Origin of the sequence: Pseudoalteromonas sp. CO342X (genome assembly GCF_004208915.1) — a bacterium.
Taxonomy (GTDB): Bacteria; Pseudomonadota; Gammaproteobacteria; order Enterobacterales; family Alteromonadaceae; genus Pseudoalteromonas; species Pseudoalteromonas maricaloris.
In genome coordinates, this window is record NZ_SGPH01000040.1 from 102597 (window position 1) to 126213 (window position 23617).

23 protein-coding genes and 2 pseudogenes are annotated in these 23617 nt (G+C 42.8%); 16 read left to right on the plus strand and 9 right to left on the minus strand.

The annotated features are described in order from the left end of the window. Window positions 1–181: 181 nt before the first annotated feature. Both EXT47_RS24080 and EXT47_RS19385 read right to left on the minus strand, forming a co-directional pair. Window positions 182–283: pseudogene (locus EXT47_RS24080) on the minus strand (transposase); the annotation flags it as partial. Window positions 284–636: 353 nt separating this feature from the next. Further along, window positions 637–1608, minus strand: a complete 972-nt coding sequence (locus EXT47_RS19385; protein WP_130127358.1) for a transposase — start codon at window positions 1606–1608, stop codon at window positions 637–639. Window positions 1609–1702: 94 nt separating this feature from the next. Between EXT47_RS19385 and EXT47_RS19390 the strand changes: the two genes are divergently transcribed. Together EXT47_RS19390 and EXT47_RS19395 are read left to right on the plus strand one after the other, a co-directional pair. Then, window positions 1703–2434, plus strand: a complete 732-nt coding sequence (locus tag EXT47_RS19390) for an alpha/beta hydrolase (protein WP_276319746.1) — start codon at window positions 1703–1705, stop codon at window positions 2432–2434. Window positions 2435–2573: 139 nt separating this feature from the next. Further along, a complete protein-coding gene (locus tag EXT47_RS19395) occupies window positions 2574–2963 on the plus strand; it encodes a hypothetical protein (RefSeq protein ID WP_130127360.1) in 390 nt (129 codons plus the stop codon). Between the two features lie 401 nt (window positions 2964–3364). Here the strand turns inward: EXT47_RS19395 and EXT47_RS24085 are convergent. Beyond that, a pseudogene (locus tag EXT47_RS24085) lies at window positions 3365–3481 on the minus strand (transposase); the annotation flags it as partial. Between the two features lie 116 nt (window positions 3482–3597). Between EXT47_RS24085 and EXT47_RS19410 the strand changes: the two are divergent. The 6 genes from EXT47_RS19410 to EXT47_RS19435 are packed head-to-tail and all read left to right on the plus strand — an operon-like array spanning window position 3598 to window position 8872. Further along, a complete protein-coding gene (locus EXT47_RS19410; protein WP_130127361.1) occupies window positions 3598–4632 on the plus strand; it encodes an ATP-binding protein in 1035 nt (344 codons plus the stop codon). Beyond that, complete coding sequence (locus tag EXT47_RS19415; RefSeq protein ID WP_010373790.1) at window positions 4632–5333, plus strand: response regulator; 702 nt, start codon at window positions 4632–4634, stop codon at window positions 5331–5333. The genes EXT47_RS19410 and EXT47_RS19415 overlap by 1 nt, the downstream gene beginning before the upstream one ends. A gap of 20 nt (window positions 5334–5353) precedes the next feature. Next, window positions 5354–6010 (plus strand): TrkA family potassium uptake protein, encoded by a 657-nt coding sequence (locus EXT47_RS19420; protein ID WP_039494977.1) that lies wholly within the window; start codon window positions 5354–5356, stop codon window positions 6008–6010. Further along, entirely contained in the window at window positions 6010–7380 is a 1371-nt protein-coding gene (locus tag EXT47_RS19425) for a TrkH family potassium uptake protein (protein WP_205991271.1), read from the plus strand. The genes EXT47_RS19420 and EXT47_RS19425 overlap by 1 nt, the downstream gene beginning before the upstream one ends. 20 nt (window positions 7381–7400) lie before the next feature. Then, window positions 7401–8432, plus strand: coding sequence for a S66 peptidase family protein (locus tag EXT47_RS19430; RefSeq protein ID WP_240701635.1), 1032 nt, complete (start codon window positions 7401–7403; stop codon window positions 8430–8432). After that, window positions 8429–8872: a GNAT family N-acetyltransferase gene (locus EXT47_RS19435; protein WP_130127362.1), complete on the plus strand. Its 444-nt coding sequence runs from the start codon at window positions 8429–8431 to the stop codon at window positions 8870–8872. The genes EXT47_RS19430 and EXT47_RS19435 overlap by 4 nt, the downstream gene beginning before the upstream one ends. A 9-nt stretch (window positions 8873–8881) precedes the next feature. Here EXT47_RS19435 and EXT47_RS19440 read toward each other — a convergent pair whose 3' ends face one another. Beyond that, complete coding sequence (locus tag EXT47_RS19440) at window positions 8882–9826, minus strand: bile acid:sodium symporter family protein (RefSeq protein ID WP_130127363.1); 945 nt, start codon at window positions 9824–9826, stop codon at window positions 8882–8884. Window positions 9827–10084: 258 nt separating this feature from the next. Here EXT47_RS19440 and EXT47_RS19445 point away from each other — a divergent pair, with 258 nt between their 5' ends. Beyond that, the gene (locus EXT47_RS19445; protein ID WP_130127364.1) at window positions 10085–10447 is read left to right on the plus strand and encodes a DUF6176 family protein; all 363 of its coding nucleotides are present in this window, start codon (window positions 10085–10087) and stop codon (window positions 10445–10447) included. A gap of 11 nt (window positions 10448–10458) precedes the next feature. Here EXT47_RS19445 and EXT47_RS19450 read toward each other — a convergent pair whose 3' ends face one another. Continuing rightward, window positions 10459–11304, minus strand: coding sequence for an EamA family transporter (locus tag EXT47_RS19450; protein ID WP_130127365.1), 846 nt, complete (start codon window positions 11302–11304; stop codon window positions 10459–10461). Window positions 11305–11713: 409 nt separating this feature from the next. Here EXT47_RS19450 and EXT47_RS19455 point away from each other — a divergent pair, with 409 nt between their 5' ends. Both EXT47_RS19455 and EXT47_RS19460 read left to right on the plus strand, forming a co-directional pair. Continuing rightward, window positions 11714–12082 carry a hypothetical protein gene (locus tag EXT47_RS19455; protein WP_099028569.1) on the plus strand — a complete coding sequence of 123 codons (369 nt, stop codon included), beginning with the start codon at window positions 11714–11716 and terminating at the stop codon, window positions 12080–12082. 37 nt (window positions 12083–12119) lie between these two features. Then, entirely contained in the window at window positions 12120–12491 is a 372-nt protein-coding gene (locus tag EXT47_RS19460) for a hypothetical protein (RefSeq protein ID WP_039494990.1), read from the plus strand. Window positions 12492–12542: 51 nt separating this feature from the next. Here EXT47_RS19460 and EXT47_RS19465 read toward each other — a convergent pair whose 3' ends face one another. The 3 genes from EXT47_RS19465 to EXT47_RS19475 form a co-directional block, all read right to left on the minus strand. Further along, a complete protein-coding gene (locus tag EXT47_RS19465; protein WP_130127366.1) occupies window positions 12543–13514 on the minus strand; it encodes a carbohydrate kinase in 972 nt (323 codons plus the stop codon). A gap of 15 nt (window positions 13515–13529) precedes the next feature. Beyond that, window positions 13530–15920 (minus strand): TonB-dependent receptor, encoded by a 2391-nt coding sequence (locus EXT47_RS19470; RefSeq protein WP_130127524.1) that lies wholly within the window; start codon window positions 15918–15920, stop codon window positions 13530–13532. Window positions 15921–16103: 183 nt separating this feature from the next. Beyond that, window positions 16104–17330, minus strand: coding sequence for a sugar MFS transporter (locus EXT47_RS19475; protein WP_130127367.1), 1227 nt, complete (start codon window positions 17328–17330; stop codon window positions 16104–16106). Between the two features lie 186 nt (window positions 17331–17516). Here EXT47_RS19475 and gtfA point away from each other — a divergent pair, with 186 nt between their 5' ends. The 4 genes from gtfA to arsJ all read left to right on the plus strand — a co-directional run bounded on the left by gtfA (window position 17517) and on the right by arsJ (window position 22173). Continuing rightward, window positions 17517–18986 carry a sucrose phosphorylase gene (gene gtfA / locus EXT47_RS19480; RefSeq protein WP_130127368.1) on the plus strand — a complete coding sequence of 490 codons (1470 nt, stop codon included), beginning with the start codon at window positions 17517–17519 and terminating at the stop codon, window positions 18984–18986. Between the two features lie 182 nt (window positions 18987–19168). After that, window positions 19169–19930, plus strand: a complete 762-nt coding sequence (locus tag EXT47_RS19485; RefSeq protein WP_226899309.1) for a metalloregulator ArsR/SmtB family transcription factor — start codon at window positions 19169–19171, stop codon at window positions 19928–19930. A gap of 20 nt (window positions 19931–19950) precedes the next feature. Next, window positions 19951–20961 (plus strand): ArsJ-associated glyceraldehyde-3-phosphate dehydrogenase, encoded by a 1011-nt coding sequence (locus tag EXT47_RS19490; RefSeq protein WP_130127369.1) that lies wholly within the window; start codon window positions 19951–19953, stop codon window positions 20959–20961. Between the two features lie 6 nt (window positions 20962–20967). Next, entirely contained in the window at window positions 20968–22173 is a 1206-nt protein-coding gene (gene arsJ / locus EXT47_RS19495) for an organoarsenical effux MFS transporter ArsJ (protein WP_130127370.1), read from the plus strand. A gap of 14 nt (window positions 22174–22187) precedes the next feature. On the opposite strand, the gene EXT47_RS19500 is transcribed toward arsJ, so the two are convergent. After that, window positions 22188–23219: a LacI family DNA-binding transcriptional regulator gene (locus EXT47_RS19500; RefSeq protein ID WP_039495005.1), complete on the minus strand. Its 1032-nt coding sequence runs from the start codon at window positions 23217–23219 to the stop codon at window positions 22188–22190. 170 nt (window positions 23220–23389) lie between these two features. Here EXT47_RS19500 and EXT47_RS19505 point away from each other — a divergent pair, with 170 nt between their 5' ends. After that, on the plus strand, window positions 23390–23617 hold the full coding sequence (locus EXT47_RS19505; RefSeq protein ID WP_039495007.1) for a FeoA family protein: 228 nt from the start codon (window positions 23390–23392) through the stop codon (window positions 23615–23617).

The window sequence follows — 23617 nt, forward strand, 5'->3', positions numbered from 1 at the left end:
CTTATCGCGCACTGCATGGGGGAGGCTACGGTTAGCGCAGCTTGAGGAGTTATTGCTAAAGCCTTTATTTGGTCCAGCCAACAAACGTTCACAATTTACTAGGTTTGTGCGCCGTCGTTTTTTGAGTGTTTTACAATAAGTGGTCAGTACTCGCTCTCGGCCATTCTTCAATGAATTTCTAAGTTACCCAGTTGCTTTTAAACAGCTTGTGCCAGCGTATCACAATGGCTTTATCAGATATGCGCTTAGCTTTTTTATCATCAACATGCAAAAACAAACTTGATAAATAAACAGGCTCTTGTGCTAAATAGCCTAAAGTTAAGTAAATTTTACGCAAATTATACGGCAACGGAATTTCGACAAGGATAGAATAAAGACATAGCGCAAGTTGGAGTCACAAATCATTGATGACACCCAACACAAATCATTGATGACACCCAACGTTATTTGTATCTAAGCTGACAAAGTGAGATTAAAACGTGCGGAAACACTTAAAGAATATGGACAAAAAGCGTTCTTAGATAGGGTGACCTTTGGCGGATAAGCGTATCGCTACACTAAAATTGGATTATCGCGCACGGCAAAGCGCTGCAAATACAGCAGTAAGAAATTCTAGCGTTGAGAATGTGAGTTTTGCTAAGCCAACAAGCGCTCGCAGTTTGTTAGGTTTGTCCGTCGTCGTTTTTGAAGTGTTTCGCAGTAAGCGGTTATTGTTCGCTCTCGACCAACAGCACCGTGGAATACCCGAGAAAATTGCGTAGTGAGTTTTATCCAGTTCTCCGGTTCAATATTTAATCGAGTAAGAATGGGTTGAGACTCAAAGATATAGCCACGTTTGTCGACTCGAATACATTGGCCGGTGAGTTCAACTAATTCAATATAGGATTTGAGTTCAAAAGGCAGTCCTTTTGGCATATGTTTTCGTGGGCTGCCAGCAAAGCGTAGTAGGCTTTTTGGTTGCTTGCCCAGCTTTGCATGGTCGATGCGTTTTTTGATGCTGGTGTAGTCTGAGGTTTCAGGCGTTGCGGCAATTTTGGCTCTAATTGGGTTTAGGTCTACGTAAGCTAGACAAGCAGCCAGTGCTGCCTCGTCCAGTAATGCTTGGGATTTGAATCGTCCTTCCCAAAACCGACCTGTGCAATTATCTTCTTTATTTGCTCGGCGGGCGATATCTTCGTTAAGTACCCGCATAAACCAGCTAATATCTGCGAGCCTTTCTCTGTATTTGGCGACATGCTCATTGAGTATCAACTGCTCCGACTCATTGAGTGGCTCACCTTCAGTAAACTTTTGGCTTATCCAATTGCCCTTAAACAACTTGTGCCATCGTATTACAATCGCTTTATCCGACAGGCGCTTAGCTTTTTTATCATCAACATATAAAACAATGTGAGTGTGATTACTCATCACCGCATAAGCACAGATATCAATACAAAACACAGACCCCAACATCAATAGCTTTTCTTCAACCCAATCACGACGGTGTTCGTATGATTTTCCGGTAAATTTATCTTCACCACACAGAAACGCGCGCCTTACGCAACGGGAGATACAGTGGTAGTATTTGGTGTCGGTTAAACTGATTTGCTTTTTACGGGCTGTAGCCATAGTTTGTTTTCCTCAATCCTTTGAGTGCAGAATTAAAGCGTAGGCGGTATATTAGGAAGGTGCAAATTAGTGGTGGGTGTCAGCGATTTAATATATTGAAGAAGAAAGGCCTTATATGGTCTATCTCCCTCCGTCTTACAACACTAATTCAAAATCATATCCTGTCATTTATCTATTGGACGGAGATGTACATCGATTTAAAGGTTTCGTTGGTGTATTGGAATCATTAAGCACTGAGACTTTAGGGAACCAGGTACAAGAAGCCATTGTTATTGCTATTCCAAATACAAATAGATCGAGAGATTTAACTCCGTCGAGGCTTAACGAATGGACATTCAAAGGACGTGTTTTAGATTCATTTTCACAAACTGGAAACGCATCACAATTTCAAGATTTTCTGGAAAAAGAACTTATCCCACAAATCGACCAAACTTACAGGGCTACTAGCAAACGATTATTGGTAGGTGAATCTTTTGGCGGCTTGTTCGCAGCAAACGCACTTCTTAGTTCTTCCTCGTTGTTTACAGATTATCTAATCATCGATCCTACGGCACTCTGGGACAATGACTATCTAAATCGCACCTATAGTAATAATAAGCCTCAGAAGTATGGTTTTAATGTGTATTTTGCTTTTGCGAATAATTCGCACCTTGGAGAAATTGGACTCACAAACTATAAGTGGGGAACGTCCTTTGCCTCTTCTGTTATCAACAATATTCAGGAAAAAATAGGTAAACAACAATATTTTGAAAACGAAACTCATGGAACAGTTGCATTCTTAGCATGGTATGAAGGTTTAAAGATCCTCTTACCAACCACCGAGTAGTGATGTGTATAACAAGGCGCGTAACACGTTCTTTTCGGTCACTGGGATAAAAGCACAATGCCATGCTTCGCATAGTGTGGCATCATGTTTTTTGCCCGTTAGCTTAAAGTTAGCTACCCAGTATAGAATGGAGTATTAAATGACTAGATTTGAAGAACTAACATTAACATTTTCGGCAATAACTATAGCGATTACTGTGGCTGCATCGGTTTACTTTATTGGTAGTTTAAATGAACGAGTCAATATTTTAGTAAAAGAAAAAGAAGATTTCGATCAACAAAAAATTGAGTTGATTTCTCAAATTAATAACTTGATTAATGAGAAATTAGGCGTTGTTTCAGAATATGAAACTCGTATTGCTTTGTTGGAAAATGTAGCTAATGAAGAACTTCCTGAAGTTAGAAAGGATTTGGTCTTTTTAGTTCAACAGACTCGCGGTACTAATGGCCACAAGACTATGGTGTGTATGGAAGAAAAGTATTTTGTGCCAAAAGTTAATTATAAGAAAAGTTGTCGTGTTGGTAGCTAACAAGGCAATTATAAATGGGACGTCTAAAGCTTGGCTGGCGCTCATTCTTCGCTAATTTTAGCCAAGCTTAATACGCTCCATGAAGAAACAATACAGACACCCACTGTTATCTATTCACCATAGTTACGGCAGTTTCGACTTAGAATTACAAAAAAGTGTTCATCACTCATATCAAAAGTGTTTCTAAAATAAACTAGTTATTGGCGTTTATGTATTTCTCGACGTCAAAATCAGCTTATCGCGCACGGCATGGGGGGAGGCTACGGTTAGCGCTGTTTGAGGCGTTATTGCTAAAGCCTTTATTTGGTCCAGCCAGCAAACGTTCACAATTTGCTAGGTTTGTGCGCCGTCGTTTTTTGAGTGTTTTACAATAAGTGGTCAGTACTCGCTCTCGGCCATTCTTCAATGAATTTCTGAGTTACCCAGTTGCTTTTAAACAGCTTGTGCCAGCGTATCACAATGGCTTTATCAGATATGCGCTTAGCCTTTTTATCATCAACATGCAAAAACAAACTTGATAGATAAACAGGCTCTTGTGCTAAATAGCCTAAAGTTAAGTAAATTTTACGCAAATTATACGGCAACGAAATTTCGACAAGGATAGAATAAAGACATAGCGCAAGTTGGAGTCACTATGTTTTCCGAGAATGGATTTATTGCCAAGAACGAGTATCTCGTTAGTTTTCTGGTTTTGCTGTTAACCAGTGCCTTTGCCGTTGCCTTAGACTCGCTGTTCCATTCGGCGATCAGTGTATTGTTGGTATTGCAGTTGGGGGTTGTTGTTGTTTCGCTCATCGCAAAACGTTGGATGGCACTGGGCGTGGCGATTGTTAGCAGTCTAGTGTTCAACTTTTTTATCACAGAGCCCAGATACACGCTTCATATGAATAATACCGAAGATGTGGTCAATTTAGTGGTATTTATCGCGGTGGCATTAGCTACTAGCTATTTATCGAGCTATATCAAAGAGCAAAAGCAGCAGCTTTTAGTTGCGAACGTGCGCTCTAATATCTTATTGTCGGTTTCTCATGATCTACGCACACCGCTCGCTGCGGTGATGGGCGCGCTCGAAACGCTAGAAACCTATCGTGATAAGTTAGACCAAGACGAGCAAAATGAGCTGTTGGGGTCGGCACGATCAGAAAGCCACCGTTTGTTTCGCTATATCGAAAATATCTTGCAAGCCACCAAGTTACAGCATCAAGGGGATGAGCTTTCGCTGTTGAAGCAACCTACGTCTATTGATGTCTTGATCGATAACGTGATTTTGCGGCTAGGCGCGCCATGCGTCTCGAGAATGCCACAGAATATGAGTCCAATTCTCACGATACAAGCTGCACTCATTGAACAAGCCCTGTTTAACTTAATTGAAAATGCAGTCACCTTTAGTCCCGATGGAGAGCGGGTTGAGATTTCCTTAGGAGAAACGCAGCAAGCGTTGTTGATATTTATTCAGGATAACGGCCCTGGGATCCCCGTTGCTCGGCAAAAGGAAGTCTTTACCGCCTTTAGCTCGTTTCGACAAAGCGCCAGCAAAGACGGTGGCAGTGGCTTAGGGCTGAGTGTGGCGAGAGGTATCATTCGTGCGCACGGCGGAGATATTCGCATTTTACCGACGACGCAAGGCTGCACAATGGAAGTTAGTTTGCCAAAAGAGGAGGCGCATTGATGACTCACACCATTTTATTGATTGACGATGAAGAAGAGATCCGTCGTTTTATCCGCTTAGCATTAAAAGCTGAAGGGCTGAATTATGTGGAAGCCAGTACCGGAAAGGAAGCCATGTCGGTGCTAAAAGGTGAGCTGCCAGACTTGGTGATCTTAGATCTTGGGCTGCCAGATTTTGATGGATATAGCATTTTGAAGAAGATCCGAGAAACCAGCAAGCTACCTGTATTGATCTTAACTGCACGAGATCAAGAGGCTGAGAAGATTAAACTTCTGGAGGGCGGCGCAAACGACTACCTGACGAAGCCTTTTAGCATCAAAGAGCTGGTGGTACGCGTCAAAGTGCTATTAAGAGATTTAGTACCGAACAAACGCTTGCTCGCCATTGACTACGGCAAGTTGATGATAGATTTACAAAAGCATCAAGTCATTATGGATAACGCACCATTAGCACTATCGAAAAAGGAATTTGCACTACTTAGTATGCTTGCACAAAGAGCACAAGAATTAGTCAGTCAGCAAACCTTATTAAAGCAAATTTGGGGCGAAAGCCATGTGGAAGATAGTCACTATTTACGGATTGTGGTCAGCCAGTTACGTAAGAAACTCAGTGATGATGCTGCTACACCAAAAATCATAGAAACTGAGCCCGGGGTTGGTTATCGGTTTTTACTTTTACCGCTCAATAAGCATTTCTCATAACGGAGTATATAGAGGTTGTTATGGCACAATTTGTAGTAATTGGTTTAGGTCGATTTGGTTTTGCGGCTTGTTTGGAATTAAAGCGGCTTGGAAACAAAGTGATAGGGGTAGATAGTCGCGAACGTGTGGTGAACCAAGTTGTTGAGCATATTGATTATGCCACCTCTTTGGATGCGACCGATGAAACGGCATTACGCCAACTAGATATTACGAGAAGCAAAGCGGTACTGGTCGCCATTGGTGAAAACTTAGAAGCGAGCATTTTATGTGTACTGTCGCTAAAAAACTTAGGCGTTGAGCAAATTTGGGTTAAGGCCAGCTCAGAAGCGCATCATACAATTTTATCTCGTTTAGGCGTAACACGTGTGATCCACCCTGAAGAAGAAATGGGGATCAAGGTTGCACAAACACTGAATTACCCTATGGTCAATCAATATATGCAGTTGGGGCATGGCTTTTACATGGTGGAAGTCATCGTGAATAAATTAAGCTGCGGACAGTCTTTGGCGACGCTATTAAAGCGTGCAAAGGGCGAAATCAAGGCTGTGTTAGTGCAGCGCGGCAAAGCGTGTTATACCAATCCGGCTGAGTCATTTTTGATAAACGAAGATGATAAAGTTATCCTCAACGGTCAGTTAAAAGCGTTAAATTCTATCGCGTTAAAACTGGGGGCGTAATGAAAACATGGAGTCCCCACTATTACCCCTATCCAAATAGCAAGCCCAAAGCCCACAAAAAGCCGCTGAGGTTAAGCCCCCCTGCAGTTCTGTTTATTGGGTTTTGCGGGCTGATAGCTTTAGGTACTATTTTGTTGTTGCTACCGATAGCACACACCCAAGACATCAAAGTGATGCAAGCGTTATTTACTGCAACTTCCGCGGTAACGGTGACAGGACTTGCGGTATTGAGTACGCCAAATGATTTTACGACCTTTGGCCATCTCGTTATTGCCAGTCTTATTCAAATCGGTGGACTGGGGTTTATGACCATTACGGTTGTGGTGCTGCGGGGGATGGGGCAGCAAATGGACATTAGCAAACAACTGATCGCAAAAGAAAGCTTTGGCATAGCTCGATTTGATCAGTTGGTTGATACAGCCAAATGCGTGTTAGTTTATGCACTGATCATCGAATCGATAGGGTTTACCATTTTGCTTGCCCATTGGTATCAAACGCTACCACTTGGTGATGCGATAATGCAAAGCTTCTTCTACACCATTTCGGCTTTTAACAATGCGGGATTTGCATTGCATGATGACAGCCTCACCAGTTTTCGTGGCGATTGGGTCGTTAATCTTGTGATATCAGGGTTATTTGTGATTGGCGGACTTGGATTTGTGGTGTTGATGGATATAGTAAAACGACGCCGTTGGAGCCGGTTTGGATCTGCCACTAAGCTAGTCTTGATAGCAACAGCGGTGTTGAATGTGCTGGCATTTAGCTTATTTTGGCTTTTTGAAGCAAATAACCCAGAGACCCTTGGAAATTTGTCGTTGTCTGAGCAAGTGATCACCGCCTGGATGCAAGCGGTAACGCCACGGACAGCGGGCTTTAACAGTATCGACTTTGCGCTGGTGAATGACGAAAGTACCGTGCTGACCATTTGGTTAATGATAATAGGGGGCGGCTCTATGAGTACCGCCAGTGGTCTTAAAATAACCACAGTGGTGGTGCTATTAATGGCAACTTACGCTTATCTGAGACGCAGAGATCAAGTCGCTATCGGACACAGACAGATCTCGCCTGAAACGGTATTTAAGGCGCTTAGTCTCACCGTGGTGTACTTTTTTACCGTGATGCTCGCAACCCTTATTTTAACGATTACCGAGCAGGCAAATTTAACGGATATCACGTTTGAAGCTGTGTCGGCATTAGGCACGGTTGGCTTATCTCGAGGGATCACTGGCTCATTGTCTGAACCCGGTGAAGCGGTAATCATATTTTTAATGCTGATTGGACGCTTGGGGCCGTTAACCTTTCTATACTTGATCGCTCGCCCGAAACGGGAGAATTTAAAGTATGCAAAAGCGGAAATTCAGGTAGGATAAGCAAAAAAATAACGGAAATCATGATGAAGTATCCCAAACCGTTGAAAGCGGGCAGTAAAATTGCGATCACGGCATTCTCAGCGGGCGTACCTGCTGCTATGCACGCGAGATTAGACAACGCTTTGGATTATCTCGCGCAACAAGGTTTTGAACTCGTGGTTGGTGAATGCCTGCGAGATAACCACAACTACGTTAGCGCAGATGTCAAAACCCGTGCTAATGAACTTATGGGATACTTACTCGATGACACAATAGACGCGATTATGCCGCCATGGGGCGGTGCAATTGCAATGGATTTACTGACATTACTTGATTGGGAAAAGTTGGCGCATGCTCCGCCAAAATGGCTCATTGGTTTCTCTGATGTCAGCACTTTGCTGAGCGCAGTGACTTGCAAACTAGGCTGGGCAAGCGTGCATGCAACTAACCTTATGCAATTAAATGTCCATCAACAAGACGCATTAACGGTTGGACTTTTTAACCATTTGAGGCGCGCGCCTAATGACTCTTTTACGCAGTTTCCCTCGACACATTTTGAAGCTGAGCCACTCAATTTTGTTGACTTTCCCGATGCTGGATTTAACTTATCCGCGAGCACTCAATGGCGTATTTTGGCCAATGGCAATCATCGTCAGCAGTTTGCTGGTCGATTATTAGGCGGCTGTTTGGATATTCATATGTTATTGGCTGGTACGGAATATTTTGATCTGGACGCTTTTTCACAGTCGCACCCTGATGAGTTGATTATCTTATATTTTGAAAATGGCGAAATGCCGCCAGCGGCATACTATCGTGCGCTGCAAAGTATTGAATTACGAGGTTGGTTTTCGAAAGTCGCTGGAGTTTTAATTGGTCGAAATCCAGAGCCGCTGGCAAAAGATAGTGACTGGACGCACCTAGATGCATTGCAAAAAGTCTTTACTGGTTGCGATTTCCCCGTGCTATACGATGTGGATATAGGCCATCAAGCGCCGAATTTAACGCTGATTAACGGCGCATATGCCGAAGTGACTGTTGGCGATACCTTTTCAATTACACAGACATTAATATGAATCTAGAATATAAAGTCGGCTCGATAGATGACCTCCTTACAATAGAAAACCAAATTCCGGAGTTTGCCACGCCAAGAAAGGGTGAGGAAGTTGTAGACAAACTGCGAGATAGACAACATTTATTGCTGGTGGCGTACGCGCAAGGCCAGCCTGTAGGATATAAACTGGGCCACGAACTGCCGAATAACGAGTTTTATAGCTGGTTAGGCGCGGTCATCCCCGAATATCGCGGTAAGGGTATTGCCAAGCAGTTGTTGGTGATGCAAGAAACTTGGTGCAAAGCGCAAGGCTATAGCGCTATCAGAGTAAAGTCGAGAAACCTATTCAAAAACATGCTATTGATGTTAATAAGCCGCGATTACCAGATTGTAAAATGTGAACAAATCAACGGTTCATCGGATTGCAAAATTCACTTTTATAAGCAATTACAAAAAGCCTAACCTTTGATATTAGGCTTTATTGTTATCAGATGAGCTGGTGGCGCTTCGTCGCCATATTCCTGCTAATATTGAGCCGCTGACATTATGCCAAATAGAAAATAGGGTACCTGCTACGGCCGCTGTAGGAGTAAAAAACTTCATGGCAAGCGCAACAGCAAGCCCCGAGTTTTGCATACCCACCTCAAAGGCCATGGTGCGACATACCTTCTCGTCAAAACCGAGCCGTTTCGGAATGAAATAGCCCAAAAGTAGCCCTGTAGTATTGTGCAGGATCACGGCAACCAGCATAACGAGCCCGATGCTTTGAAGTTTAGGTTGATTAAGAGCAACGATCACTGCAATGATAAAAACGATTGAGAGCATTGAAAGTAACGGCAGTATCGGAGTTGTTTTGATAACAGAATGCGCCAGTGGTTTGGCAAACAAGGTATTGAAAGCAACGCCCACAGCCACCGGAAGTAGCACAATTTTTAGCAGGCTCGTCAACATATCAGAAAACTGAATATCAACCACCTGGCCTATCATCAATGTGGTTAGTAGTGGCGTTAAGAATACGCCGAGTAAAGTACTAATCGCGGTCATAGAAATCGATAACGCGACATCTCCTTTGGCGAGATAACACAAAACGTTACTTGCCGTGCCGCCAGCAACCGTGCCAACTAAAATCATACCAATTAGTAGGTCGGTTTCTAGGTTCATGGTGGTTGCAATTAAGTAGGCAACACTCGGCATCACAGTAAATTGAAGCAGCACGCTAACGCAAATGGCTTTTTGGTTGTCGAGCACGCGTAAAAAGTCTTTTGTAGTGAGGGTTAAGCCCATTGTCAGCATGATCAACATTAATAACGGAATAATACTGCCTTTAAACGCGCTAAATAGAGTCGGAAAAAGATAAGCGGTTACTGAGCAAATAATGGCCCAAAGAGGGAATAGTTGTACGATTCTTGTCATCATATTTTTACTTTATTTTTCTTTAGATGTTAACGAAATTTTCGTCAAACACCTAACTCCAGAGATCTGGCTCATGGGCGTTAATGGTTATCTTAGGCAAAACAGCTTGTTACATTTTACTAATTTTATAGTTGGGCCCGTTTGAGGGAATTAGGTATAGTCGTTACTACGAAAATGATAAGTGGGAAATAGGAATAAAAAATGAAGGAAGGTATGCTCAGTACCAAAATGGTTAAAGGTTGGAGGAGTTAATCTTATTTCATGGAAACAAAACTGCTAAAGATAAAATTAAACTTGAATGCTCGTCCTCAAGCGGATGAATTACTTGCTTATATGCAGGATAATATCGCGTTTCCGAGAGAAGAGATGCGACAGAAAGGCTACTTTTGGGATTCCGTATTTTTTGCTGAAGAAGGCGGAAGAGAGTATCCCTATATTGTAATAAAGTCTGAAGACTTTAGCTGTATTATGATGGATGAATCTGAGCTAATTTGTACACCTTTTCGTGAAGTGTATGAGCGTTTTAGAAAAGCATGTTGGTCAACAGAGCCATATCAAGATATCGAAGCGTTGGCGTGTTTCAATTCACAAATGGAGTTTGACTCTGTCGAACTCGGTAAATAAGTTAAAAAGGGTTATACTTTTGCACCGCTTTTACTATAGAGCAACGCCACAAAAATAATGACACTGCCAATACCAAGGCGAACGAGGTCAGCTTCTCGGTTCCAAATCAGCAAATTGACAATGATCCCAGCTGGGATCAACACATTGTTCATTACCGCGAGTTCACCCACCGAGACGCGGGTCAGTCCTAAGTTCCAGACGTAATATCCTACGCCTGAAGCAATCAAGCCTAAATAAATCAGTATTCCCCATTGCAGATTAGTACTTGGGAGTTGCTGGGGATTGCCGAATAACATAAATCCGATGGCGAGCACGAGGGACGCACCAATAAAGAAAAAACCGAAACTTTGGTGGTGTACCAGCTGGTAATGGTTACTTAAGCGTTTGTAACTTACTTGGCCTATTGCAAAGCAAAGGTTTGCCCCTTGCACTAGTAGCAAGCCAAAAAGGTAGTCGCTAGTAAGCTCAGTAAATCTAATGGTGATTGCACCAATGATAGCTATGAGCGCAGACAGCAAAAAAGTGGCATTGAATGAGCGGTTTAGTAAGTCATTGAGTGCAGTAATATAGATGGGTGTCATCACTGTGAATAGCAACACTTCAGGTACGCTTAGGTATAAAAAAGAATGATAGTAAAAGCCATACATCAGGCCAATCTGTACTGCACCGATTGCCATCAACTTGATTATCAACTCCTTATTCACTGAACTCAATTTCAAAAATGGAATAAACACAATTGCTGCTAGCAAGGTTCTAGATAAAGCGCTAAACCAAGCATCGACTTGGCCTGCCAAATAGACACCAATCAAAGAGAACGAGAACGCCCAAAGTAAAGTAACAATCCAAAGTAATGGCATAGTTAATTAGTTGTAATTTTTAATCCAGCAATTGTATCACGAGTACCGCAGAAAATTGACTATTCGAAAAAAGCGATGATATCAATCTTTATAATGTGATTTTAATTTATGATAGTTCACATACAATGGTCGCGTATTCACACTACATCCCTACATTGTTTTACCCATGATGTGTTTGGCCGCCGCTGCGGCCTTTTTTTATTTAGTCTATTATTTCGATACTCTCTATAGCTTGTCTCTTCACCGTTTATACCAATTTCCATGAACTTGCTCGATTTAATGTCACCTGAATTTTTGTGAAATTTATGTTTTATTGGTTAAAGTAATTGAATTTTTTATTTTTATTGTGTAGTTTTATTTTTAACCAAGGTTTCTTGGTTGTTAATATAATAAATATAAGGATAGCAAGGTGAAACAAAAAATAACTAAGATACTTGCAGCTATTGCATTAGTTGGTACCTGCAGCGCTGGCGCAACTGAGTTGAATTGCGACCTACAAGTGAAAAGAGGTGGTAACGTCATCGGTAACGGACAAACCTGCTTTGGTATGGACTTCTCATTTGGCAATTCAACAACAGGTAAGTTTTACTTAACGAATATCAGCAAACCGATTAATAAAGTGATTTGGAATGGTGATGCTAGCTGTTCTGGTGGTGTTGAATGTGCACTCACGGTTTATGCGTATCAAACACATACAGCAACGGCGACTATCTTATACAAAGATGGCACATACGAAGAAACGAATGTATCACGTATCTCGTATGAAACTGGTCACTAAAAATTACTTAACTCATTCTTAATTAAAGGAAATAATAATGAAATCAACATTAATTGCTTCAGTATTGGTTGTACTAGGTGGTCTGTCTTTTAGTTCGCAAGCGGCAGATTTAAAATGCTCTTTGAACGTGAAATCAGGCGGTAATGTGTGGGGTAACAATACTAGCTTTTGTTCAGGAATTGATTTTTCTTTCGGTAATTCAACTTCTGGTAAATTCTATATCGCAAATGCCACTAAAGCGATTAGTAAAGTAATTTGGAATGGTGATGCGAGCTGCAGCGGTGGTACTACGTGTAACATGACCATTCGTGCTTATCGTCAGTACAATGCGACTGCAACTATTCTTTATACTGATGGTACATACGAGACGACAAACTCTGCTCATATTGACTATGAAACAGGGTTTTAAGCCTCGACTTTTATAATAAAATAGCGGGAAAGCCTTTTCCCGCTTTAGGTATTAACCTAACAAAGCCTCAGGGTTGAAGGAAGAAAACCGTTCAGACACATCTATACGCGTTGGCATAAAGGGCATGACACCTTTGTGTTCACAAGTAAACGCACCGCATTTCACAGCAAAGCTAAGTGCCTTTTTTACGGTTGGGAAGTTTTGCACTAGTGTATCTTTTGAGATCCCGTGTTGGCTGAGTTGAAATAGAAACCCTGCCATTAAGCTATCCCCAGCGCCGGTTGTATCAACCGCATCAATAGTAGGAGAGGCGACGGAATAAAAGTCTTTAGCTGTTAATACACTGCAAGGATTTGGCCCATCGCTTGAGATCACCGCTTGTACGCCGACACTAAGTAACCAATCTAAATAGCTAGCTTCTCTCATGTTCTTTTCTTCAGCGAGATATCTCAGCTCATCTTTACTCATTTTTAATATGTCGACATAGGGGTAGCAAGCCTCTATACGTTCGGATAAGCAAGATAAGTCCAGCCATAGATTCAAGCGCAGGTTAACATCAAATGAAATTAATTGATTATGAGCCGCAGCAGACTTTAATAACGCCATGGTGGTACTTGTAACTTCTGCATCGGTAAGCGTGTTTGAGCAAAAATGAAATATCCCGTGATCTGGCCATTGCAAATGCTCTAAGTCTTTTGGGCGGATTGCGATATCAGCGGTATTGTCGCGGTAAAACGAAAAGCTTCGTTCTCCTTGAGCGTCTAGGTGGACGATGGCCAAGGCGGTTTGCGCTCCACTTATGGATACACAATATTCTGTTCCAACAGCATATAACGCCAAGGTTGATTTTAATTGCAGCGAAAAGGGATCTTCAGCGAAGCCTCCCACAAACCGAGCACTGCCACCAAGTTTAGCAAAGCCTACCGCCACATTCGCTGGAGCACCGCCAGCAATAGGGTTAAGGCTACCGTCGCCGGTAGGTAACAAATCGATAAGCATCTCGCCAAAACATGTTAATTGCATAACTACTACCCCCAATTAGAAACGGTATTTTAAAGTGACAGACGTAGTTCTGCCGTTAATACTGCGAGCGCGAATAATATTGTTAGTTGGAATTACGCCTTCCTCGGCTTCTGTTAATCCAGTGGTATCAAAGAGATTGTTTACGTTTAACGCGATATTGAAGCGTTCAGTCAGATCATAGCTTGCAAACGCGTTGACCTGAGTGTAACCGTCAAATTTTAACTCGTTGTTGTCTTGTGCGTACGCGTCAGTGGTGCCGATTAGGCTTAAACCTATAGCACCTTGATCGAAGTTATATTTACCCAATAAGGAATAAACAAAGTCAGCTTGCCGTCTTGGCGTGTTACCCTCGACTTCGGGAGTGAGTGCATCTTTTGCGATTTCAGCATCGGTCCAAGTTAAGCTACCTCGTAAGTCGAAGGAGCCAATAAAATAGACACCTTCAAGTTCAATACCTTGTGCTTCGTATTGCCTGTCAAAGAACTTTTGGCTGGTTGCCTCAAAGTTTTGCTCTTCTGTTTCGGCGTAAAATAAAGTTGCAAATAGACGACCTTGTTCAAACTTTTGTTTGATACCAAATTCATATTGTGTCACTTTATCCACAGCATCTTCATCAGCAACACTGCCATCAATATTCACTTTACCGAACAATAGTCTGTCTGCATTTGCACGACCGCCCTCACTGAATCTGCCGAATATGGCGCTGCTTGAGGTCATTTGGTAGTTTGCGCCGACAGAGTAACTTGTGTAGCTCCAATCGTAATTAACTACATTGGGGTTAGCGAGATCGATGGCTGCAACTTGCTCCTCTGGCTTTGATATAGTGCCATCACGGTTGATATCTACACGAGATGTTACAGCACCTGCAAATGTACCTGTCGCTTTACCTGAATCATGACGCACACTCGCATCAACTGAAATATCGCCGAGCTTTGTTGAAAAGGCGATATATGGGGCACGAGTATCGTATTCAGTATCGTAGTTGCGCTGGCAGCAATTTCCCCAATAGGGCGTACCGTAGGCATATAATCCGTTTTCAGAATATGCTGTGCCATCCGCAGCTGCCACGTTGACAAGCGCTGCGTTATCTCCTTTAACCTCGAGCAAGTATGAATTCCATAACCAAGACATATTGATATTTTGCGATGACATGAAGTAGCCGAAGGTGAGTGACGTGTCAGTACCAAATGACTTGCTGAGCTTTAGGTCATTTATGATGTTGTCGAAATCATTCATTTCCACTTCGAAGGTATGAACGCGCATTAGTAGTGCTTGATTGAACGCTTGATCTGCTTTTGGTCCGTTGGCAAAGGTGAGTGTCGCACCTGTACCGGCTATGCTCTCGGCAATTGCTTGGCTATTAGCGACCTCGGCAGGGAAAGGCGACATAAATGTGCCTGAGATACTCGACTTTCTGGACCTGTTTTCGATTTGCCAGTCATTACCTAGTTTGAAATTTGCTTCAAAGCCGATACTATCAACAACAGGGTGCATTCCGTCTCGCATATCCCCTCGACGAATTTGATTGTTACCACCTAAGCCTTGCGTGGCGGTGAAATAAACAGAGTGGGGTGTATCTGACAGTACATCAAAGCCGCTGATGGAGTCGCCATTAGAATACATAGGCATAGGAAGGTAGCCTGCTGTTTTATCATCAAGGTGTTTTACATACAAACGAACGTAGCCACTTTCAAATTCCTTGGTGATATTGGCTTTGAGTTGGCCGCCTTTATTTGCGGTATAGCCGGTGTCACGTGGGCCTTCACCTTGGCGCACAAAGCCACCAATATGAAATTTTATGTCGTCAGTTAAATAACTCCCATACTCAAAATCAGTTCTAAACTCGTCATAATCTAAACCAAACGTGGTGGCAACACTGCCTGACTCATTTTCACCCGTTTTTGAAATCAAGTTAATAATGCCTCCGGGAGCGTCGCTGGCGGCAGTCGAAGCCGAGCCACCACGAATAGACTCAATTGACTCCACGGTATTATCAAGGCGCATGAAAATATCGGCGTTACCAAAAGCAATGTCACCAAACTGCAAAATAGGCAAGCCATCTTCTTGTAGCTGCAAAAATTTGGCGCCACCGGATGCGACAGGAAGACCACGTACAGCGATATTTGCATTACCTTCACCACCGGTTGATTCTGACCTTACACCAGGAATTAGTTTGAATGCTTCAGCGGTAGTTCTGGGGGTTGCAACAGAGATTTGCTCCAGCCCTATGCTGCTAACAGAAACACTCGATTCCATAATGGTTGTTCGCTTTGGAACACCCGTTACGACTATTTTCTCGAAGCCTTCGGCAGGTTTTGTGTGTGCTTTTCCTTCAGCGGCCGCCGAGTGAGAGATTGCAAGCGTGAGTGCGCTGAGTGTAAATAGGGTGGTTTTGATTGTTGTCATCATTTGCCTCTTGTTATCGTTGTCAAACTCGTGCGGTCTATTAAAAATAAACTTAATCGATTAAGTTTGTTTTTAGCACAATTTAATTTGGTTGCAATTAAAAATTAATCAATAATTCAAACAAAATTTTAATGCTTTGGTTTTTATGAATTTTAACCCGTGAAAAATTTGTGGTTGGAGGGGTTACACTCGCTGCAACTTAGCGTTTTTGCTCAATGGTAAGCGGGCAGGGTCCTTTAACCAGTTGTACAACATGGCCGCAAAGAGTAAAAATGCAAACCCAGTCGCAAGTACAAAGCCATAGCTAACATGGCCAAAGTAATCGCTCACCATGCCCATCAGAAGTGGTGCTAGCGCAGCAGAAAGCGCGGTGAAGAACAACATCACACCAGCAACAGAGCCATGCTGAGCCTTGTCAAAACAAGAGATCCCTTTTGAGTTTAATGTTGGGTAAATCATAGACATAAATAAACCACTTAGCGGGAGCGTATAGATAGCGGCATTAACACCATAAAGATAAGTTAAAAAATAGCATACAAATATAGCAAAGCTCAGCGTTAGCATTACGCTTTGCCAACGATACTTAGCGAGTAACCATACAGCCATAAAGCGACCTATTGCACGTAAAATAAAAAAGATGGTGAGCGCATAAGTTGCAAGCCAAGTTAAATCACCTTGGTAATCCTGTAATAAAGTGGGCATCCAGACATAAATTGCGACTTCAGTTGCAACGTAGAGTGCTATGGCGAGGGAAAAGCCAAGTGCATATTTGTTCTTGAGCATGGCTGCTGTATGAGATAGGCCTGCATTGTTTTGTGCATGAGCGGTATTAAACTTGGGAAAGTCAGTGCTTAAAGTCACGATACTGAGTATTAAGCATAGCCCACCAGCAAGCACATAAAGATAGGTCCAACTCACCCCCTGTATCAATAGATAACTGACAATTGCAGGGCCAATTATCGCGCCGATGGCAAAGAAGCCTTCGACTTTATTCATGGTTTGAGTATGTTCTGGTGCGCCGTCAGAAATGTCGCCTAGAAGGGCGAGAGCCCCTGTTTTAAATAGGCCAATGGCTAATCCAATGACACATAAAAGCATTAAAAACATGGTGAAAGTTTCACCCAGTGCGAACAGAAAACATGCGGATGAAAATAGTATGAGGCCAATTAACACCGTGAGCTTACGGCCTATTTTATCTGCCAGAAATCCTAAACATAAGCCGCTAAAGGCAATTAAAATCATTGGCGCATAGTGAAAGGCGCTGGCCTGGGTCATGCTAAGTTGATATTCGCTGATCAGTGTTGGAATGATCACGCCAACGGCGTCTGATGTCATCGCAAACATCAAAAACATCATATAAGTTAACCAGCGCAACGTGTTGAGCTGAGTGTGATTTGACTTGCTGCTCATTGTTCACCTCTTGAAGGGCTTTGTTATGTAGCTGGTCTACTTCTTTACATAAGACTGAGTGTAATACTAATCTGCATTAAGCGAATTATTTTTAGTAGAACGCTACGATAAAACTTGATTATTGTTTGTTCATGATTAAAGATATAGCTTAATCGATTAAGTCTCAACTTTTTTAATGAGTAAATTATGAAAAACCAAGTTCAGTTGATCGCGTATGCTGATCGCCTGTCTGGCGGCGGCCTTGCACAATTAAATACGTTACTAACGGGCCCGTTAGCTGGACTATTTGGTGGTGTCCACATTTTGCCTTTTTACTATCCAATTGATGGTAGTGACGCAGGTTTCGACCCGATTGACCATGCCAAAGTCGACGAACGATTGGGCGATTGGCAACATATTAAGTTGATTGCCGAGCACTGTGAGGTAATGGCAGATCTTATCGTTAACCATGTATCAGGAGAGTCAGCAGAATTTGCAGATGTGCTGGCTCATGGCCAAGAGTCACAGTTTTGGTCGATGTTTTTAAAAGAAGAAGATGTCTTTCCTAATGGCATTACGCAAGCACAAGCGCAAGCAATTTATCGTCCAAGGCCTGGAAGTTGCTTTTCTAAAAAGGCGTTAGCGAGTGGCGAAGTTGTGGATTTTTGGACCACTTTTACTGATAACCAAATTGATATTAATGTTGAGTCAGAAGCGGGACGCGCTTATTTAGAAAAAGTTTTAACATTGTTTGCAGACAGTGGAGTGAAAATTATTCGACTAGATGCCGCAGGATATGCAATCAAACGCGCAAATACCAGCTGTTTTATGACTGATGAGGCCTTTGCTTTTATTAATCAATTATCTAAGCGCGCCAATGAGCTTGGCATGGAAACCATTGCCGAAATTCACAGTTATTACAAAACTCAAGTAGAGGTTGCCAGCAAAGTCGACCGTGTTTATGACTTTGCGCTCCCTCCGCTTATTTTACACAGTTTATTCAATAAAGATTTCTCGGCTTTAGCCAAGTGGTTGGACATTGCGCCACGTAATTGTCTAACCGTGCTGGATACTCATGACGGAATCGGCATTATTGACGCGGGGCCTGAAGGGGATAAACCAGGGTTACTCGATGCCAATCAAATTGATGCTTTGGTTGAGCAGATCCATAGCAACAGTAAAGGCCAAAGTCGCAAGGCAACCGGCGCTGCAGCGAGCAATGTCGACTTGTATCAAGTCAATTGCAGTTATTATGAAGCCTTAGGGAAGCATGATTTTTATTATTTGGTAGCAAGAGCAGTTCAGTTCTTTTGCCCTGGAGTACCACAAGTTTATTACGGTGGTCTATTGGCGATGGAAAATGACATGGTGCTCCTAGAAAAAAGTAATGTTGGACGCGATATCAACCGCCCTTATTTGGATGTAGCGATGGTGGAAGCCGCACTCGATAAACCTGTCGTGAAGGGTCTGAAAACACTAATTAAACTGCGTAATACTTGTTGCGCATTTGATGGCAATTTTGCATTAACATGCCAAGGCTCAGATCTGGTTATAACTTGGGAGGGCTATAATGCCAAAGCGGAGTTGCGAGTTGATCTCGCAAAAGATGAAGCCATGATTAAAACTTCTGAAAACGCCACGGAGCAGAGCTATAACATTCAATCGCTGCTTTCCTAACCATAGCTAGGAGCCAAAGTTGCGCGTAGAAAGCGCGCTTTAAGTACCTCAACATCGATTATCCTTGGTAGCGGCTCGCAATCTTAGGCGAGCTGCTATGTATAGATAAATATCAACAAAGCGTAATTGACATAGTGGATTATCTATATAACAATAAAGTTATATAATTAATTTGTTATGCGATGATGAAGCTACTTTTTCTTTGTTCTGGAAACTCAACGCGGTCAATTTTAGCACAGGCGCTAGCTAACTTTCATGGCGGTTCGGATGTTCATGCCTATAGTGCAGGCACTAAGCCAAGCACGGTGAATGCGACTACGCTTTCAATGCTACGCCGTTTAGGGATTAATACGGACAATCTGTACAGTAAACACCTCAATGAGTATAAGGACGAACACTTTGATGTGGTGGTAACTTTATGCTCTGAAGTGCAATCTGAATGCGAAGGTAAACTGCAAGGAGAACATGTCCTTGCGTGGGATATTGCGAGTCCAGCTGAGCGAAGTTGCAATAACGCTTATGAGCAAACCTTGTTTGACATCAATGAACAAGTTATTTCCCTACTACGCGAAGGTAAGTCACAACATACGCTACTTACACCCTTGCAATTTTATAAATCCCTAGCGGATGAGATCCGCTTAAAAACGCTTGCCATGTTGACGGTGGAAGGTGAGCTATGTGTTTGCGAGCTAATGGCTGCGCTTGAACAAGATAGCCAACCCAAGGTGTCACGGCATTTAGCGCAGCTGAAGAAGGCTGGAATTCTATGTGATCGCAAGCAAAAACAATGGGTATTTTATTCTATAAACCCAACGCTACCGCTATGGATGAAGGCGGTGATAAACGCCACGGTTATGCATCAACCAGATTATATAAAAGCTGAGTTAGTGAGGCTAAATGCGATGGGCGAACGGCCAACACGCATGGCAACTTGCTGTAACTAATAATTAGATTTGGAGTTCTTATGACGATTAAAGTAGGGATCAATGGTTTTGGTCGAATGGGGCGTTTGGCGCTTCGCGCTAGCTTTGACTGGCCTGAAATCGAGTTTGTACAAATTAACGATCCTGCGGGCAATGCAGAAACCCTAGCACACTTGCTAGAGTTTGATTCTGTCCATGGTAAATGGCATCACAGTGTGTCTTTTCAAGGTGAACAGATCCAAGTAGGTGAAACTGTGTTGTCGGTGACTCAAAACAAAGAGATTGCGCAAACTGACTGGTCTCAATGTGACGTCGTGATCGAAGCATCCGGCAAAATGAAAACCAAAGCTTTACTGCAACAGTATTTAGATCAAGGCGTTAAGCGCGTTGTTGTTACGGCACCGGTAAAAGAAGAAGGGGTATTAAATATTGTGATGGGAGTGAATGACCATCTATACGACGACATTCCCCACCAAATCGTTACGGCCGCTTCTTGTACCACAAATTGCTTAGCGCCAGTCGTAAAAGTATTGCAACAAAACATTGGCATAAAGCACGGTTCGATGACGACTATTCATGACATCACCAACACGCAAACCATTTTGGATGCGCCACATAAGGATTTACGCCGCGCGCGGGCCTGTGGCATGAGTTTAATTCCGACAACAACAGGTTCAGCGACTGCTATTACCCATATCTTTCCAGAATTAAAAGGTAAGCTAAATGGTCACGCTGTTCGTGTTCCGTTGGCGAATGCTTCATTAACAGACTGCGTGTTCGAGGTCGAGCGGCCAACTACAGTGGAAGAGATTAACCACTGGATGGCGCAAGCTGCTGCTACTGAGCTTAACGGAATTTTAGGTTATGAATCAAGACCACTAGTTTCTATTGACTATAAAACGGATCCTCGCTCTAGTATCGTCGATGCGTTATCTACAATGGTAGTTAATGGTACTCAGGTTAAGTTGTACGTGTGGTATGACAACGAGTGGGGCTATGCAAATCGTACCGCGGAATTAGTACGTAAAGTGGGATTGTCGTTAGGCGAATAAGATATCATGCAGCTGCGTAATATACCTCAAGATATCAAGCAGTACCTCATTGTGACAGGCAACTATTGGGCGTTTACCTTAACGGATGGTGCGCTCAGAATGTTGGTGGTGCTTTACTTTCATCAATTGGGTTATAACCCGCTTGAAATTGCCATGCTATTTCTCTTCTATGAAATTTTTGGTGTTGTCACCAATTTAATTGGAGGATGGCTTGGCGCACGCATTGGCTTAAACCGCACCATGAATATTGGCTTAGGCATACAAATAGTGGCATTATTGATGTTGGTTGTACCAGCGCACTTGCTCACCGTGCCTTATGTTATGGCAGCACAGGCGCTCTCAGGTATTGCCAAAGATCTCAATAAAATGAGTGCCAAAAGTGCGATAAAGGCCATCGTAAAATCGGGTGAAGAAGGGACCTTGTTTAAGTGGGTGGCAATACTTACCGGCTCAAAGAATGCGCTAAAAGGCGTCGGATTTTTTCTTGGCGGGTTGTTGCTTACCTTACTTGGCTTTACTGGTGCGATGTGGTTGATGGCAATCATGTTGCTATTAGTGTGGTTGTTTAGCCTTATTAGCTTAAAAAGCGATTTAGGCAAGGCTAAAAGCAAACCCAAATTTAGCGATGTATTTTCAAAAAGCCGAGCAATTAATATGCTGTCAGCCGCGCGATTGTTTTTATTTGCCGCACGGGATGTTTGGTTTGTGGTTGCGCTTCCTGTCTTTTTATCGCAGCAGTTCGGTTGGGATCATTGGTGGGTTGGTGGTTTTATGGCTACTTGGGTTATCGGTTATGGCATCGTGCAATCAAGAACACCTAGATTTATTCGTCGTGATACGTTTGCATCAACACCAAGTAAAGTCAGCGGATGGGCGTTGTATTTAGCGGTTATTCCGCTGTTGATTGCTATCTCACTTCAAGCGCAGCTCTGGACAAGCTTAGCCGTAGTAGGTGGACTTTTGCTCTTTGGTATTGTGTTTGCTATCAATTCATCTCTTCACAGCTATCTTATTGTGAGTTTGGCCGATAGTGATGGAGTGTCACTTGATGTGGGCTTCTATTATATGGCGAACGCTATCGGGCGATTACTCGGTACTGTGCTATCAGGTTGGATCTTTTTGGAGTATGGTTTGGTGGCTTGTTTAGTGGTATCAAGTGTGATGTTGTTGTTGGCAGGGATCATTTCCTGCCGATTACCCAGGCGAGTCTAATTGATAGGGGGCAATTAACAGCTCTGCCCCATTTTTAAGGTATAGCCAAGCATAACTTTATCATCGCTTTTATCTAAGAAGAGTTTGGCTGCTTCTCGGCCTTTTTCTTCACTATTTTGATGAATGGTAGTTAGGCTAGGGCTAAAGCGTAGCGCTTCATCAACGCCATCAAAACCAACGACTTTAAGCTCCTGTGGTATCTTTACACCAAGTTTTTTGGCTTCTCTTAACAGCGGTAGTGCAATTAAATCACTCATACACAGTACGGTATTAGGCCTTGGTGAGAGGTTAAGTAGTTCTTTTGCGGCGATATTTGCAAACCTTTCGCTGCTTTCAGGAATATTCCACACTCTGTCTTCACCAAGTGTTAATCCACGCTCTCCAATAGCTTTGAGATATCCGCTATAACGCTGATGTGCAATAGAGGTCTGTATGTCTGTTAGGTTTTGCTCGTATACACGGCATAGCAAATCAGTGTCTAATAATCTCAAACCAAAAATAGCAACATCACTATCGTCGTTCAGTGCTTTACTCGCTACATCAAAGGCGGCTTGTTGGTTGTCGATATTAATACTGGCATGCGCGGGCAAATCAAAGTCAACCGTCACAACCTGTTTGCTAACATTCGCAAGATGCTCAATTAACTTGGGATTACGCGGGCGGCCATAACAAATTAAGCCGTCGACGAAATCGACAATGTCTCCGACATTATCTGCGGTGCCTGAGAACAAGAGTAGGTTAATATGCTGAGCTTCTAAAACGCTTGCTACTCCTCGCATAAAGCTACTCGCAACGGGATCTGATACCATATATTCAACGCTATCGGGTAGTACCAGCGCGACAATGTTAAACGAGCCCTTACGCAGCGATTGGGCTGCCTTGTTAGGCCCAAAATAACCCAATTCTTTACAGGCTTTTAAAATTTCTTCTCGTTTGGATTTAGAGAGTTGATCTGGTCTGTTAAAAGCATTCGATACAGTTGCATTTGACACGCCTAATTCCGCCGCAATGCTTTTGAGCGTCCATTTTTTTTTGTCGTTACTCATTGGCAGGACCCCTTAATACAGTCAGGCATATGGCAATGGTTTAGTTCATCTTAACTAGTAAACACCTTAAATAACAAGCAATAATAGATTATTGTCGCAATCTAGTTTAAAGAAAATAGTCAATGAGGTATGATGCGCCATACTTTTATTGCAAATTGTTCTCATAATCAATGACATTAGATAAACTTTCCAAAAATAACGCAGCGACCATCACTTCTCTTACCCATCCAGATACTGCGTTACTGAGTCGAATAATGGCACTTGGAATTATTCCTGGTGAGCAAATAGAAGTCATTAACGTCGCCCCACTTGGATGCCCGATGCAAGTGAAAATTGGTGACACCTTTGTGAGTGTGCGTAAGGCCGACGCACAGTTCGTTGAAATTGAAGTTTTATAA

What these genes read in the sequence shown, in the direction of transcription:
- EXT47_RS19385 (WP_130127358.1), bottom strand. Translation starts at nt 1,608, where the DNA reads ATGGCTACAGCCCGTAAAAAGCAAATCAGTTTAACCGACACCAAATAC.
- EXT47_RS19395 (WP_130127360.1), top strand. Translation starts at nt 2,574, where the DNA reads ATGACTAGATTTGAAGAACTAACATTAACATTTTCGGCAATAACTATA.
- EXT47_RS19410 (WP_130127361.1), top strand. Translation starts at nt 3,598, where the DNA reads ATGTTTTCCGAGAATGGATTTATTGCCAAGAACGAGTATCTCGTTAGT.
- EXT47_RS19415 (WP_010373790.1), top strand. Translation starts at nt 4,632, where the DNA reads ATGACTCACACCATTTTATTGATTGACGATGAAGAAGAGATCCGTCGT.
- EXT47_RS19420 (WP_039494977.1), top strand. Translation starts at nt 5,354, where the DNA reads ATGGCACAATTTGTAGTAATTGGTTTAGGTCGATTTGGTTTTGCGGCT.
- EXT47_RS19425 (WP_205991271.1), top strand. Translation starts at nt 6,010, where the DNA reads ATGAAAACATGGAGTCCCCACTATTACCCCTATCCAAATAGCAAGCCC.
- EXT47_RS19430 (WP_240701635.1), top strand. Translation starts at nt 7,401, where the DNA reads ATGATGAAGTATCCCAAACCGTTGAAAGCGGGCAGTAAAATTGCGATC.
- EXT47_RS19435 (WP_130127362.1), top strand. Translation starts at nt 8,429, where the DNA reads ATGAATCTAGAATATAAAGTCGGCTCGATAGATGACCTCCTTACAATA.
- EXT47_RS19440 (WP_130127363.1), bottom strand. Translation starts at nt 9,826, where the DNA reads ATGATGACAAGAATCGTACAACTATTCCCTCTTTGGGCCATTATTTGC.
- EXT47_RS19445 (WP_130127364.1), top strand. Translation starts at nt 10,085, where the DNA reads ATGGAAACAAAACTGCTAAAGATAAAATTAAACTTGAATGCTCGTCCT.
- EXT47_RS19450 (WP_130127365.1), bottom strand. Translation starts at nt 11,304, where the DNA reads ATGCCATTACTTTGGATTGTTACTTTACTTTGGGCGTTCTCGTTCTCT.
- EXT47_RS19460 (WP_039494990.1), top strand. Translation starts at nt 12,120, where the DNA reads ATGAAATCAACATTAATTGCTTCAGTATTGGTTGTACTAGGTGGTCTG.
- EXT47_RS19465 (WP_130127366.1), bottom strand. Translation starts at nt 13,514, where the DNA reads ATGCAATTAACATGTTTTGGCGAGATGCTTATCGATTTGTTACCTACC.
- EXT47_RS19470 (WP_130127524.1), bottom strand. Translation starts at nt 15,920, where the DNA reads ATGACAACAATCAAAACCACCCTATTTACACTCAGCGCACTCACGCTT.
- EXT47_RS19475 (WP_130127367.1), bottom strand. Translation starts at nt 17,330, where the DNA reads ATGAGCAGCAAGTCAAATCACACTCAGCTCAACACGTTGCGCTGGTTA.
- gtfA (WP_130127368.1), top strand. Translation starts at nt 17,517, where the DNA reads ATGAAAAACCAAGTTCAGTTGATCGCGTATGCTGATCGCCTGTCTGGC.
- EXT47_RS19485 (WP_226899309.1), top strand. Translation starts at nt 19,169, where the DNA reads ATGATGAAGCTACTTTTTCTTTGTTCTGGAAACTCAACGCGGTCAATT.
- EXT47_RS19490 (WP_130127369.1), top strand. Translation starts at nt 19,951, where the DNA reads ATGACGATTAAAGTAGGGATCAATGGTTTTGGTCGAATGGGGCGTTTG.
- arsJ (WP_130127370.1), top strand. Translation starts at nt 20,968, where the DNA reads ATGCAGCTGCGTAATATACCTCAAGATATCAAGCAGTACCTCATTGTG.
- EXT47_RS19500 (WP_039495005.1), bottom strand. Translation starts at nt 23,219, where the DNA reads ATGAGTAACGACAAAAAAAAATGGACGCTCAAAAGCATTGCGGCGGAA.
- EXT47_RS19505 (WP_039495007.1), top strand. Translation starts at nt 23,390, where the DNA reads ATGACATTAGATAAACTTTCCAAAAATAACGCAGCGACCATCACTTCT.